The sequence below is a fragment of the Caballeronia arationis genome, assembly GCF_001544975.2.
Taxonomy (GTDB): Bacteria; Pseudomonadota; Gammaproteobacteria; order Burkholderiales; family Burkholderiaceae; genus Caballeronia; species Caballeronia arationis.
On the sequence record NZ_FCOG02000003.1, the window covers coordinates 116,750 to 130,063 of the forward strand.

Below are 13,314 nucleotides of genomic sequence, written 5' to 3' on the forward strand. Positions count from 1 at the left end.
CTGCATGTCCGTCATCCCTTGACCGCTCCCACGAGAATGCCCTTGACGATGAAGCGCTGCAACGTGAGGGTGAGCAGCATCACCGGCAGGATCATGATCAGAATCAGTACCGACATGTTCCACCATTGCGGACCGCGCGTCGCGTTCTGCGCGGCGACCAGGAGCGGCATCGTCTGCGCGTTGGCCGTCGTGAGAAAGAGCGCAAACAGGTACTCGTTCCACGAGAGGATCAGGACCAGGAGGCTCGTCGCGACGAGACCGGGTGCGACGAGCGGCAGCACGATGCCGAACAGAATGGAGAAGCGCGTCGCGCCGTCGATCTGCGCGCTTTCTTCGATTTCCTTCGGCACGCCGTCGAAGAAATCGAACATCAGCCACACGACGATCGGCACGTTCGCGGTCGCGTAGGTGATGATGAGCGCGAGATGCGTGTCGAGCAGGCCGACGCTCTTGAAGGTGAGATAGATCGGGATCACCGTGACCACCGGCGGCAGGATACGCTGCGAGACGATCCAGAAGAGGATATCATCGTTGCCTAGATGCCTGCGCGCGCGACGAATCAGCGGACGCAGCAGCAGGAAAAAGAGCGCGACGGCGGCGGCGGCCGCGATGCGCAGATCCACGCCGCCCCAGCCGACCGCCGCGACCAGCGCGGCGATCAAAAGCGCGCCGAGGCCGACCGCCGCGACAGGTGGCCGGTACTCGATGCGTGCGAGCGCATACGCTGCCATCGACCCGAAGAAGACCGCCGCCGCCGTGCCGCAACTCGCGACGATCAGCGAGTTCAGATACGGCCGGAAGGTGTCCGGCCCGAGGTCGACGAAGATGTAGTGCCATGCGTCGAGGCTCGGCTTGAAGTCTATGAAGGGCAGATACGCGGGGCCGCTCGACACGTCGACGGGCAGCTTGAACGAAGTGATCGCCATCCAGTAGAGCGGAAACAGCACGACGAGCGACCACAGCGCCAGCAGCGCATACGCGACGAGGCGCGCACCCGGTGGCATCTCGTCGATGCGGGCGCGCACGAAAAGGCGCTTGAAAGCGTTCATGAGCGCTGCCCTCTCGCGCGTCGCACGACGAGTTGAAAGAACGATACGCAGGCGATCGTCGAGATGAAGAACAACATGTAGGCCACCGCCGACGCGCCGCCGAGATTGAGCGTGCGCCATTCGATGAACGCGTGAAGCGTCATCGATTCGGTGGCAATACCGGGACCGCCGTTAGTGAGCACGTTCGGCAGGTCGACGATCTTGAAGGCTTCGATCAGGCGTATCAGCACCGCGCTCGCCGCAACCGGCGCGATCGACGGCCAGGTGACGTCGCGAAAGATGCGCCAGCCCGATGCGCCGTCGAGTTGTGCCGCCTCGATCTGGTCGCGCGAGGTGCCTTCGAGTGCCGCGAGCAGCACGAGGAACATGAACGGCACCCATTGCCACGTATCGCCGATCACGACCACGGTTCTCGCGAGCCACGGGTCCGCCGCCCACGCAATCTGGCCGAGGCCGAGTAGCGACCACAGCGGCGCGAGCGGCCCGACCGAGGTATCGGCCATCATGCGGAACATGTACGCGATGCCCACGGGCGTCACCATCAGCGGCAGAAAGAACAGCAGTCGAAAAAAGCGCCCTCCCTTGAGCGGCAGCGTGCACAGATAAGCGAGGCCGAACCCGATCAGAAACTGCAGCGCCACCCCAAACAGCACGTAGAAGAGCGTGACCATCAGGCTGCCGAGTGCGCCGCCCTTGCCTGTCGTATTGATCGCGAGCCACACGATCGCCACGAAGGTCACGGCGAGTATCGACCGTCCGGCGAAGCCCATGACCGAGCGGCGCGTGCCTTGCAGATAGCGCACGAGCCACCAGGCGGTCACGAGAAAAGCCGCGAGCATGACGGCAACACTCACGACACCGGGCGGCCGGAACACGCCGACGAAGTGGAACTGCTGCGTGCCGCTGAAGAGGCGCACGTAGTTGCGCAGCCCGACGAAAGAAAGCTCGTAGCCACCTTCGCCGAGCCCGAAGCGCATCAGCGAAAGATACGCCGACGTCACGAGCGGAAAAATCGAGAAGCCGAGGATGACGAGCACCGTCGGCAACACAAACACATACGGCGCCTGCCGGTCGAGCCAGTTCGAGACCGACGAGCGCCGCCACGCGTGACGCGGCGTTTCAGCCGATGAAGCATGCGACGAAGATTGCATCGAAGCGGGTCTCCCGTAGTCGCTACTTCGCCCCGATCGACGCCTTGTAGGCACGCAACTGGTCGTCCTTGCCGAGATCGTCGGTGATTTCGTTCCAGCCGCTTTCGATTGCCTTCATCGTGGCATCCGCGTCGAGCTCGCCCGCGAGAAAGCGCGCGACCGCCGTGTCGAGCACGACCTGTTCATAGCGCTGGTTCTGCGGAATGCGCAGGTCGATCACCATGTTCGGGCTTTCGAGGCTCGCCTTGATCGCGCCGAGATACGAGCCGGCTGCCGTCTCGCTCATGCCCGCCTTCTTCCACATCGACAGGTCGGTGAACTGCGACCGCCGATACGGATTGAAGCCGCTCGCGCCGATCGTCACGTCCACATTCGACTGGGCCGGCTGACTCATGAACGAGAGAAACGCGTAGGCGGCTTCCTTGACCTTCGGCTTCGCCTTCGCGTTGATGCCGCCCGACCACCCGCCGAACGCCGCGAACGGCGCGTGATTCACGCCATCGACTGCATACGGGCAAGTGGCCTTGTCGCATGGAACGAGCTTGCCGGTGTCGCGGCTCAGCACCTTCGTCGAGCCGGGCAGGATTACGGCGCCGACCTTGTCGATCACCTTCGACTGCTTCGGATCGATCGCGAGCACGCCGACGTCGCCCCAGTCGAGCGTCAGCGCGCAGTGCCCCGAGATGAATGCGCTGCGCGTATCGCCGACGTCGAGGTTGATCTCGTTCTGCGGACCGTAGGTCGTCGATTCCTTCAGCACGTTGAGCGCGGCTTTGAAGGCGTCGTTGTTGACGAGCGGCTTGAAGCTGCGCGGATCGAAGAATGCGCCCTGCGCCGTGCCCTTCGACTGGAGATAGCCGCCCGCGATCGAGATGATCGCCCAGTAGGCCTGCGCGTTGCGCTTCTTCGAAATGCACGAGCCCGCGACCGGCTTGCCGTCGCCGCCGAAGGTCTTGCCGTTTGCGGCCTTCGCGATGTCGAGATAGTCGTCCCAGGTCTTCGGCGGCTGCTTGCCGAGCTGCTGGAGGATATCGGTGCGGTAGTAGACCATCTGGAAGTCGCCGTCGAGCGCGACCAGATACGTCTTGCCATTGAACTTCTGCGAGAAGTCGCTGAAGAACGGCATCACGTCGTTCTCTTTCAATGCCGCGTCTTTCGCGATGCGCCCCGAGAGGTCTTCGAGAAAGCCGCCCTTCGTATAGTCGACCATCCACTGCGGCGCGAACACGGCCGCATCGACCGAGTTCGAGCCCGAAGCCCAGTCGGTCAGGAGTTTCTGATAGAGATCGGAGAACGGGACCGTCTGGATGTTGACCTTCGCGCCCGTCAGCTTTTCGAATTCGGGCGCGCGGCGTTGCAACGGTTCCGCGATCTGCGGCCCGGCGAAGGTCATCACGTTGACCGTCACGCCCTTGAAATCTTCCGCGGCCCGCGCGCCGGTCGCGACCATGCCCGCGGCCGCCAGCAATGCGGCCGCGCTTGCCAGTTTTAGTAGCTTCATTTGTTGTCTCCTCACACCGAGTTGACTGCGTTAAGCCTTTTGTTTCGCGTCTTACTCCTTGAACAGGTCGGGTCTTTCGCCAGCAAAGCGCCGCAATTCAGCGACGACTTCATCGAGGTGATGATGCATCGCCTGCGCGGCGGCATCCGCATCGCCTGCCCGGATTGCATCGACGATGCGCTCGTGTTCCAGAATCGTGTTTGCATGACGCTCAGGGCTCGCCATCAGGCGGCGCGCGCGGTCGAGCGCGCTGCGCGAGACCGCGACGATCTCCTTCACGCGCGGCAGTCCGATCGCGTCGAGCAGGATCTCGTGAAAGCCGAGATCGAGCGTGTGAAATTCCGGGCGCATGCCCGCCGCGACCACCTCGCGCTGCTTCGCGAGGTTGGCCTCCAGTGTGTCGAGCGTGTTGTCGGTAGAACCGGGTTCGGCGCTTGCCAGCATGCGGACGGTCTCCACTTCGAGCGCGCTGCGAATGAACAGGTGCTGGCGAATGTCGTGCATCACGATCGGCGTGACGCGCGTGCCGCGCTGCGGCAAGACCTCGACGAGCCCCGCCGCCGCGAGTTTCGCGAGCGCGGCAGACACCGGAAAGCGCGAGACGCCCATGCGTTCGCATATCGCGAGCTTGTCGATCATCATGCCGGGCTCCATCGCGAGGCTGACGATAGCGGCGCGCAACGCCTGCGCAACCGCGTCGGTGAGGCTGCCGCGGCCGGCGCCATGTAGCTTCGCGAGTGCGCTGTAGGGGTCGGCGGCGAGACTCGTGTCGTTGGTCGAATCGCTCACACCGCCCCTGATTTCGAACTAACATGCTAGCAGGCTAGGAGGCGGAATGGAGCTTGTCAACGTCCTCTTAGGCGAAGAGATCCGAAGTGCGATCCGCCTGAACAAATCGTCGCGGCTTTTAAGCCGTCATGTTCTTTTCAAGGAGCCGACAATGACCACCATCACCAAGCTATCCGCGCGCGATATCCGGTTTCCGACCTCGCGTTCGCTCGACGGCTCCGATGCGATGAACGCCGCGCCCGATTATTCCGCCACCTACGCGATCCTCGAAACTGATTCGCCCGATGGCCTCACCGGCCACGGCCTCACGTTCACGATCGGGCGCGGCAACGAGGTCTGCGTGGCCGCGCTCAACGCGCTGGCGCCGCTCGTCGTCGGCAAGCGGCTGGAGGATATCGCCGCGGACATGGGCGGCTTCTGGCGCGCGATCACATCCGATAGCCAGTTGCGCTGGCTCGGCCCCGACAAGGGCGTGATCCACCTCGCGACCGCGGCAGTCGTCAACGCGGTTTGGGACCTGTGGGCGAAGGCCGAAGGCAAGCCGGTGTGGAAGCTTCTCGTTGACATGAGCCCGGAAGCGCTCGTGCGTTGTCTCGACTTCCGCTATGTCACCGATGTGCTCACGCCTCAAGAGGCGCTCGCGATCCTGCGCCGCCATGAGCCCACGCGGGACGAGCGCGAACGCGAGATGCTCGCCAAGGGTTATCCCGCATACACAACTTCGGCAGGCTGGCTCGGGTACGACGACGACAAGATCCGGCGCCTCGCTCGCGAAGGCGTCGCGCAAGGGTGGACGCACTTCAAGCAGAAGGTGGGCGGCAACCTGGAAGAGGACGTGCGGCGCGCGCGCATCCTTCGCGAGGAAATCGGAGCGGAGCGCAAGCTGATGATGGATGCGAACCAGGTCTGGGAAGTCGACGAAGCGATTGCCAACATGCGGCGCCTCGCCGAGTTCGACCCGTGGTGGATCGAAGAACCGACGAGCCCCGACGATATCCTCGGCCACGCAGAGATCCGGCGGCGGCTCGCGCCGATCGGGGTCGCAACGGGCGAGCACTGCCACAACCGCGTGATGTTCAAGCAGTTGCTTCAGGCGCAGGCCATCGACTTCTGTCAGGTCGACAGTTGCCGGCTCGGCGGCCTGAACGAAGTGCTGCTCGTGCTGCTGATGGCCGCCAAGTTCGGCGTGCCGGTCTGTCCGCACGCGGGGGGCGTCGGATTATGCGAGTACGTGCAGCATATTTCGCTGTTCGATTACGTCTGCGTCTCCGCGTCGCTCGATAATCACGTGCTCGAATATGTCGATCATCTGCATGAGCATTTCATCGATCCTGTCGTGATCGCGAACGGGCGCTATATGCCGCCGCAATCGCCCGGGTACAGCATCGAAATGCATGCGAAGTCGCTCGAGCGCTACGCGTTTCCAGACGGCGCGGCGTGGCAGGAGTGAAGGCGCCTCAGGCGATCGAGCGCTCCGGAGCGCTGTGCGGAGCGCGGGCGCCTTCGCTCGTTTCGGACCAGGCGTGCCAGGTCGTCGCGCGGACGCCCCGGCCGCAGCGCTTGGCCTCGTACATCGCCTGGTCCGCCTTGCGCACGAGATCGCTGGCGGTGTCGCCGATGGCGAGCACCGCGAGCCCGAGGCTCGCGCGGATCACATACGGCTTGCCATGCACGCTGACGTCCGCCGCAAGCGCGGCAGCGATGGATTGCGCGCTCCTTATGCCGGCTTCGAGCGCATCGCGTGCCTCGATCACGACGAGAAATTCGTCGCCGCCGAGCCGTCCGATCGCGCCGTGTTCGCCCACCGCCGCGCGCAGCCGGTCGGCCACGACCGTGAGCACCTGATCCCCGCACTGATGCCCGTAGCTGTCGTTGAGTTCCTTGAAGTTGTCGAGGTCGACGAAGATCGCCGCGACGTTGCCGCATGCGTCGGGCGCCGCGGCCGCGTCGTGCAGCACGTCCTTGATGCGGCCGCGGTTGTAGAGTCCCGTCAGCCGGTCGGTTTGCGCGAGGCGCCGCAGTTCGTCCTTGCCCCGGTGCAGTTTCGACACGAGCGCCATGATCCATGCCGCAAAGCCGATCAGCATCGCGGAGATGACGGCGGCCATCGTCACATAGACGCGGCGCATGTGGTAATAGTCGTCGAGCGCTTCATCGAGCGAGAGGCCCGCGACCACCGCGAGGCCGTATCGATCCACGGTGCTGCTCGCGACAACCCGTTCGATGTGGTCGACCGGATCGACCATCGTCGCGACCGGCGCGTGCGAGATGTCGCGATAGCGGTCGAGGCTCGGCCCGCCTGTCGTGCTGGGCGCTTCGCCCGCGCGGCGCGAGAGCGTGAAGCCCTGCTTCGAGATCACCGCAATGAGGCCGTGACGTCCGAGGGCCGCGCTGTTATAGAAACCATCGGTGAGATACGCGGGGTTTTCCGAAATGACGACGACACCGCAGAAGCTGCCGTCCGGATTGTCGATGCGGCGTGTCGCCTGAATCGACCATTGCTTCGACACGCGGCCGATCACGGGACGGCTGATGAAGAGTCCCGTCTGAGGATTCGAGCGGTGCACGAGAAAGTGTTCGCGGTCGCTCAGGTCGACCACGCCCTTGAACGGCAGCGTCGAGCTGAGCACATGCCCGTTCGCGCCGACTACCGTCACTTGCAGCGCGGTGTCTGCGGTGATGAGCCCATAGGCCTGATAGCGCGCGAGATCGAACGTGAGGGGCGCGGTTTCGTAACCGTATTTGATGAGCAGCGCGATCACGTCGACGTCGTGAATCGTCTTGAGCGTATGCGTCTGCAGCGAACGCGCAATCGTGCGGGCCGCGTCCTGCGTGTCGCGCAGCACGGCCGACTTCTCGATCTGCAGCCGCACGAGGATGGTGATCCACAGCACGCACAGGACGAGAAGCGTCAGCGCCGGAATCTGCACGAGTGCGCGAAGCCGTGCTTTTTCCCTGTCGATGCCCGGCCGGATCGGTCGCATGGTTGCCCTGAGTTCTTACCCTGGCGAGCATTGTGCACGCGGCACCGCGCCCGCGATCCGGCAAATAGCGCGCGCTTTGGCCGCCTCTTCGGCGAATTGCCGTGCGGCCTCCGAGAATCAGTGAACGCGCGAAACGCAAAGCGAGCATGGACGATGAACCCCGCTGACGACGACCACGAGGCCGCTGCCATGCGCGCTCGCGCACGACCGTTCGCGCCGGTCGCCGGCTGGCTGGAACGCATCGATCCGGGCACGCACCGGCGAATCAAGGGCCTGCGTCTCGTCACCGCTTATGGCATTGCCGCGTCGCTCGGCTCACTCCAGGACATCGCGCACGGATTGCCGGGGGGCGCCCTGCTCGGCGCGCTGGCGGGCAGTTTCGCGCTCTGGGCGAGCGTGTCGGAGGCGCGCACGACGCGTCCCGAATCGAGCCGCGATCTCGCACTGCTGTGTATCGCGGCGGGCGCGGGGGCGGCGATGTTCTGCCTGCTCGCGCCGCTCCTGCAACACGTCGCGCGCGCGGGTCCGGAACTGATGCTCGTGTCCGGTGCGTTTCTCGTCGGCTATCTGAAGCGCTTTGGCGTGCTGGGCGCGGGCGTCGGATCGCAGGTCTACATCGGGCAATTGCTCGCCTACGGCATGCATCTCGCGCCCGGCGACCTGCCGACGATCGCCGTAGCGGTCGCGATCGCCGCGCTCGCGTCGATCGTTCCGCGCATGCTGAGCGGCCCCGCCGAACGCCCGGCCACCGTTGCTGCGCTCGCGCCGGGGCTGCCGTCGGGCCGTCACGGCATGTCGGCGGAATTCATCATGGGATTGCAGGCCGCAAGCGGCGCGCTCGCGATCGTTGCGATGAACGACGCATTGGGTCTCGTCGAGTCCTCATGGGCGATCACGGCCTGCACCTACGTCGTTGCGGGCTCGGCGACGGGGACGCTAGCGCGGGTTCGGCGCCGGATCGTCGGGACGCTGGTCGGCGTGCCGCTCGCACTCGCGTGCCTGCCGCTTGCCGTGCATGCGCCGCTCGTGCTCTGGTGCGTGGCCGCGTTCGCGATGATCGTCTATGCAATGGCGCTGCCAGAACGCTACGACGTCGCATGCGCGGCCTTCGCATTCACGCTGATCGTGACGATGGCGGCAAGCGGTACGCACTCGGTGCCGCTACTCGCCGCGCGCGCCTGGGAGACATTGATCGGCGGCGTGCTCGGCATCGTCGCCGCGATCTTCATCTTCCCGTTGCGGCCCGGGCGCGAATAATCGCAGCAGTCTTGTTACCATCGCTCCATCTGCTTCAACAATCCGCTCGAACCGACCCGACGAGAACGCATGGACCGCTTTATGGAAATGCAGGTCTTCATCCGCATTGCGGAGAGAAAGAGCTTCACGCAGGCGGCCGACGATCTGCAGATTCCGCGCGCCACCGTGACGAACCTGATGAAGCGCATGGAAGAGCGCCTTGGCACGCGCCTGCTCGAACGCACGACGCGCACCGTGCGCCTCACGCACGACGGCGAGGCGTATTACCGGCGCTGCGTGCGGCTCGTCGCGGACATGGAAGAAGCCGAAGGATCGTTTCGTCATGTCGCGCCGAAGGGCCTTCTGCGCGCAAACTTGCAGGGCACCCTCGCCAGGCACTTCGTCGCGCCTGCGCTGCCGGCGTTCATCGCGCGCTATCCGGACATCGAGTTGCAGATCGGCGAGGACGACCGGCTCGTCGATCTCGTGCGCGAGGGCATCGATTGCGTGCTGCGCGCGGGCACGCTGCAGGATTCGTCGATGGTCGGCCGGCGCGTTGCGCTGATGGAGCAGGTAACGGTGGCGAGTCCCGCGTATCTCGCGAAGCATGGCGCGCCTTCGTCGCTCGATGCGCTCGGCAAGGCGGGCACCCATCGCGCGGTCAACTACATGTCGAGCGGATCGGGCCGCATGTTGCCGCTGGAATTCAGCGTCGATGGCCGCGTCGTCGAGATGGAACTGCCGTCGAGCGTCTCCGTGACGGGCGCCGAGCTCTACACCGGCGCCGCGCTGGCGGGCTTGGGGATCGTTCAGGTGCCGCGCTATCGCGTGCTCGACGAGTTGGCCGCGGGCAGGCTCGAAGTCGTGCTCGCCAGCTTTCCGCCGCCGTCCATGCCCGTTTCCGTTCTGTATCCGCAAAGCCGTCAACTCTCGTCGCGCGTTCGCGTTTTCACGCAATGGCTGCGCGAGATCTTCGAAGGCGCCGCCTGACGTACTTTCGCAACCCGCGGGCACGCGCAAACGCTTGCGCGATGCGCCTTTGCAAAATGTGTGTGGGCGGACGAACGTTGCGCAGACGAATCCGCGGTGCACCATATTGGCAAGGAAGCCAGCGAGCGATAGGCTTCTTTTGCCGACCGTCACGGCGCAGCGGATAAAAATTACCGAACGGTCTGGCGGCGCTCGGAGCGAAGCGTCCGGTCGGTATCTCCGCGACCGGACGACCGTCCTGCATCACCTGAAGACCAGAAGATCAGAGCAAAGACAAGGCGAGCCGCGTCCATCGATTCAAGGAGACGCGAAGTTCGCCCCCCGGAAAAAGCGCAGCAAGAGGCGCGCACAAGAGCGCGAAGTCTGCACGACAGCGGCACACGTTCGGCACAGAAGCGGGATCGAAGCGGTAATCGAACTAAAAAACAGGCTGGAAATCAGGCTGGAAATCGAAGCGGCGCCGACAGCACCGAGGCAGCACGGCCAGCCGCCGCGCATGGCATCGCAGCAATACTATCGCGCCAGCGTTCATGCGAACGCAGGCCGCTCGGGGTGGGCGGCGAACGGACTGGCATTCAGGTGATTCTACGAGAAGAACAAATGAACCATGGATACGAAGTATCGCTCGTCAAACGAGTGGTGAACCAACTGGTTACCTGCATCGTAAATGGCGAATACGCAGCGAACGTGCTGCCGCCGCAAGTCGAGCTCTCAAAGAAACATGGCGTGAGCCGCACCATCATGCGCGAGGCGCTTTCCATCCTGATCTCGCGAAGGATGCTCGACGTGCGTCCGAAGACCGGCACGCGCATCCGGCCGCCGACGGAGTGGCTCATCATCGACCATGAAGTCGCCGAATGGCGGCTTCGTGCGGCGGCGGACCCGGAGTACCTGCGCGGGCTGATCGAATTCCGGTCGCTCGTCGATCCGCGCGCGGCAGCGCTCGCGGCCGAGCGCGCGACCCGCAACCAGCGCATCGCGATTGCGGCCGCCTACCAGAGGTTCGCGCAGGCGGACGCGAACGGTGCGGCGGCCTGCGCGGCCGAGGACGCGCTGCAATCCGCGATCGTCGATGCGAGCGGCGACGAACTCCTGCGCCAAATGGGCCACATCGTGCGCATGGCATTGCGGGCGGCGAAGCCGGCCGAACATCCTCACGCGCTCGCGCACCAGTCGAATCTCGCGGACTACGCGAAGGTGGTGCAGGCGATCGAGGCGTCCGACGCCGACAGCGCCCGGACCGCAATGACCTACCTCCTCGCGAACTGCGCGACGCGGCTGTTGGAAGAAGCCGCCTGATGCCCGCCTCGCCCGGGCCATCGAACTCGGGTGCAGGCGCCTTCGTCAACTTCCGCATTGCCTTCTTCCCCATTGCGTGTCGCTTCGGCACGCTTGTCTCTCGCGCGCCACCGTGTCCTGGGACCGTATCTTGCGCGTAGAGCGCATCGTCGCGGAGGCAGTTCGACAAACGCCTCGCACGATCCGTCCGCGTGACTACAATTAGCTGATGTCGGAGATCGCGGCTAACAGCGGCTCTGCGCATCGCGCATTCGCCGCGCAAGACACGAATGGAGGCAGCAATGTCAGAGATCGACAGGGAAATCGACAAGGAAAAAGTCGTCGCGGTGCTGAACCAGATTCTCGAGTCCGAACTGGCCGGCGTCGTCCGCTACACGCACTATTCGTTTCTCGTCTTCGGCTTCGGGCGCATCCCGATCGTCTCCTGGCTGCGCGAGCAGGCCGACGAGTCGCTGCTGCATGCCCAGCAGGTCGGAGAGTGGATCACGACGCTCGGCGCGTATCCCTCCCTCGCGATCGGGCCGCTGCTCGATTCGCACACGTTCGATATCGCGTCGATCCTGCGCGAGTCGCTCCAGGCCGAGAATGTCGCGCTGAAGCTCTATCGCGATCTGCTCGCGCTCGTCGAGGACCGCTCCGTCGCGCTGGAAGAGTTCGCGCGCCAGATGATCCATACCGAGGAGATGCATGCGGGCGAAGTCGACAAGATGCTGCGCCGGCCAGGCGAAGTGACGACCTCGACCGAGCGCCAGACGGGCAAGGCCTGACGCAGGCTCGATGCCGATGACGATGCGTGCCTCGGGAAGCGTCGCCGCGCAGCATTTCTATTAGGGTAATCCTGTGCCCGCGAATGTCGACGCCCATGCGGGTGCGCTGCACAATTCGGGGAGCGAACGCATGCGGCGCAGCTGCGTCGTGCGTTGGAGTCTTCACTCTCGGGGTAATAAAAATGGATAAAGGTACGACCGTCAACATACAGACGTTCCTGAACGAGCACCCGTTCTCTGGATTTCAGTGGCTCATCTTCGCGATGTGCTTCGTCGTCGTGCTTCTCGACGGCTTCGACACCGCCGCCATCGGCTTCATCGCGCCGTCGCTCGTCACGGAATGGCACATCAGCAGGCCGGCGCTTGCGCCGGTACTGAGTGCGGCGCTCTTCGGACTCGCGTTCGGCGCACTCGCGGCGGGTCCGCTCTCGGACCGGCTCGGGCGGCGTCTGCTACTGATCGTCTCGGTGACCGTCTTCGGCTTCGCGTGCCTTGCGTCAGCGTGGTCGGGCAACCTGTTCCAGCTCACCGTGCTGCGCTTTGTCACCGGCCTCGGCCTCGGTGCCGCGATGCCCAACGCGGTCACGATGATGAGCGAGTACTGCCCGGACCAGCGGCGCGCGACGCTCACCAACCTCATGTTCTGCGGCTTTCCGCTGGGCGCGGCATTCGGCGGCTTTCTCGCCGCGTGGATGATCCCGCATTTCGGCTGGCGCAGCGTGCTGGTCCTAGGTGGCGTGACTCCGCTCATCCTTGCCGTGCTGCTAATGGTCGTGATGCCCGAATCGGTGCGCTACATGGTCGCGAAGAACCATCCGGCGGAGAAGATTCGCGCAGCACTCTCACGCGTGTCCGCGAGCGCATCGCGCGCGACCGCCTTCATCATGACCGAACAGGCGCCGCGCACGAGCGCCAAGGGCGGCTTGAGCGTGGTGCTTTCGCCGTCGTACGTGGTCGGCTCGGTGATGCTGTGGCTCGCGTATTTCATGGGCCTCGTGATCTTCTACGCGTCGATCAACTGGATGCCCATCCTCTTCAAGGAAGCGGGCCTTACCCCGCAACGCGCAACGCTCATCTCTGCGCTCTTTCCGCTAGGCGGCGTGGGCGCCGTGCTGTTCGGCATGTTGATGGACCGCTTCAATCCGAACCGCGTGATCGCGGCGGGTTATGCACTGACCGCGGTTACCGTCTATGCGATCGGCCAGTCGATCGGCGATGTGGGCTGGCTTATGGTCAGCGTCTTCGCAGCCGGCATCCTGATGAATACCGCGCAATCGTCGATGCCGGCGCTCGCGGCCGCGTTCTATCCGACTCAGGGACGCGCAACCGGCGTCGCGTGGATGCTCGGCATCGGGCGCTTCGGCGGCATCGCGGGCTCGTTTCTCGTCGCCGAACTCACGCGGCGGCAGTTCACTTTCGCGGGCATCTTCACGGTGATCGCGGTAGCGGGCCTGATCGCGTGCGTCGCGCTCCTGATCAAGCAGGCCGTGCATCCGGTCGATGCGGCGACGGCGCCCGCCGATCCGTCGATCGCGGGCCACTAAAAAA

11 protein-coding genes are annotated in these 13,314 nt (G+C 64.7%); 6 read left to right on the plus strand and 5 right to left on the minus strand.

Annotated features, from left to right (window positions below; translation table 11 throughout):
• Positions 1–11 precede the first annotated feature (11 nt).
• The 4 genes from AWB81_RS02820 to AWB81_RS02835 are packed head-to-tail and all read right to left on the minus strand — an operon-like array spanning position 12 to position 4,490.
• Positions 12–1,049: a carbohydrate ABC transporter permease gene (locus AWB81_RS02820; RefSeq protein WP_062632375.1), complete on the minus strand. Its 1,038-nt coding sequence runs from the start codon at positions 1,047–1,049 to the stop codon at positions 12–14.
• Positions 1,046–2,200, minus strand: coding sequence for a carbohydrate ABC transporter permease (locus AWB81_RS02825; RefSeq protein ID WP_062632376.1), 1,155 nt, complete (start codon positions 2,198–2,200; stop codon positions 1,046–1,048). The genes AWB81_RS02820 and AWB81_RS02825 overlap by 4 nt, the downstream gene beginning before the upstream one ends.
• A gap of 22 nt (positions 2,201–2,222) precedes the next feature.
• Positions 2,223–3,701, minus strand: a complete 1,479-nt coding sequence (locus AWB81_RS02830) for an ABC transporter substrate-binding protein (protein ID WP_062632377.1) — start codon at positions 3,699–3,701, stop codon at positions 2,223–2,225.
• Between the two features lie 51 nt (positions 3,702–3,752).
• Positions 3,753–4,490 carry a GntR family transcriptional regulator gene (locus AWB81_RS02835; RefSeq protein WP_374730468.1) on the minus strand — a complete coding sequence of 246 codons (738 nt, stop codon included), beginning with the start codon at positions 4,488–4,490 and terminating at the stop codon, positions 3,753–3,755.
• A 151-nt stretch (positions 4,491–4,641) separates the two neighbouring features.
• On the opposite strand from AWB81_RS02835, the gene AWB81_RS02840 reads away from it, so the two are divergent.
• A complete protein-coding gene (locus AWB81_RS02840) occupies positions 4,642–5,940 on the plus strand; it encodes an L-fuconate dehydratase (RefSeq protein ID WP_062632475.1) in 1,299 nt (432 codons plus the stop codon).
• A 7-nt stretch (positions 5,941–5,947) separates the two neighbouring features.
• On the opposite strand, the gene AWB81_RS02845 is transcribed toward AWB81_RS02840, so the two are convergent.
• Positions 5,948–7,474 carry a bifunctional diguanylate cyclase/phosphodiesterase gene (locus tag AWB81_RS02845; protein ID WP_087134777.1) on the minus strand — a complete coding sequence of 509 codons (1,527 nt, stop codon included), beginning with the start codon at positions 7,472–7,474 and terminating at the stop codon, positions 5,948–5,950.
• Between the two features lie 153 nt (positions 7,475–7,627).
• Here AWB81_RS02845 and AWB81_RS02850 point away from each other — a divergent pair, with 153 nt between their 5' ends.
• From AWB81_RS02850 to AWB81_RS02870, 5 genes are all read left to right on the plus strand, one after another.
• Complete coding sequence (locus AWB81_RS02850; protein ID WP_062632476.1) at positions 7,628–8,731, plus strand: FUSC family protein; 1,104 nt, start codon at positions 7,628–7,630, stop codon at positions 8,729–8,731.
• A 69-nt stretch (positions 8,732–8,800) separates the two neighbouring features.
• Positions 8,801–9,700, plus strand: coding sequence for a LysR family transcriptional regulator (locus tag AWB81_RS02855; protein ID WP_062632379.1), 900 nt, complete (start codon positions 8,801–8,803; stop codon positions 9,698–9,700).
• 600 nt (positions 9,701–10,300) lie between these two features.
• On the plus strand, positions 10,301–10,999 hold the full coding sequence (locus tag AWB81_RS02860) for a FadR/GntR family transcriptional regulator (RefSeq protein ID WP_062632380.1): 699 nt from the start codon (positions 10,301–10,303) through the stop codon (positions 10,997–10,999).
• Between the two features lie 281 nt (positions 11,000–11,280).
• A complete protein-coding gene (locus AWB81_RS02865; RefSeq protein WP_062632381.1) occupies positions 11,281–11,766 on the plus strand; it encodes a ferritin-like domain-containing protein in 486 nt (161 codons plus the stop codon).
• Between the two features lie 182 nt (positions 11,767–11,948).
• Positions 11,949–13,310 carry an MFS transporter gene (locus AWB81_RS02870; RefSeq protein WP_062632382.1) on the plus strand — a complete coding sequence of 454 codons (1,362 nt, stop codon included), beginning with the start codon at positions 11,949–11,951 and terminating at the stop codon, positions 13,308–13,310.
• Positions 13,311–13,314 lie beyond the last annotated feature (4 nt).

Excerpts from the sequence above, each read along its gene's own strand:
- AWB81_RS02840 (WP_062632475.1), top strand. The coding sequence starts at position 4,642 with ATGACCACCATCACCAAGCTATCCGCGCGCGATATCCGGTTTCCGACC.
- AWB81_RS02865 (WP_062632381.1), top strand. The coding sequence starts at position 11,281 with ATGTCAGAGATCGACAGGGAAATCGACAAGGAAAAAGTCGTCGCGGTG.
- AWB81_RS02845 (WP_087134777.1), bottom strand. The coding sequence starts at position 7,474 with ATGCGACCGATCCGGCCGGGCATCGACAGGGAAAAAGCACGGCTTCGC.
- AWB81_RS02830 (WP_062632377.1), bottom strand. The coding sequence starts at position 3,701 with ATGAAGCTACTAAAACTGGCAAGCGCGGCCGCATTGCTGGCGGCCGCG.
- AWB81_RS02860 (WP_062632380.1), top strand. The coding sequence starts at position 10,301 with ATGAACCATGGATACGAAGTATCGCTCGTCAAACGAGTGGTGAACCAA.
- AWB81_RS02825 (WP_062632376.1), bottom strand. The coding sequence starts at position 2,200 with ATGCAATCTTCGTCGCATGCTTCATCGGCTGAAACGCCGCGTCACGCG.
- AWB81_RS02820 (WP_062632375.1), bottom strand. The coding sequence starts at position 1,049 with ATGAACGCTTTCAAGCGCCTTTTCGTGCGCGCCCGCATCGACGAGATG.
- AWB81_RS02870 (WP_062632382.1), top strand. The coding sequence starts at position 11,949 with ATGGATAAAGGTACGACCGTCAACATACAGACGTTCCTGAACGAGCAC.
- AWB81_RS02850 (WP_062632476.1), top strand. The coding sequence starts at position 7,628 with ATGAACCCCGCTGACGACGACCACGAGGCCGCTGCCATGCGCGCTCGC.
- AWB81_RS02855 (WP_062632379.1), top strand. The coding sequence starts at position 8,801 with ATGGACCGCTTTATGGAAATGCAGGTCTTCATCCGCATTGCGGAGAGA.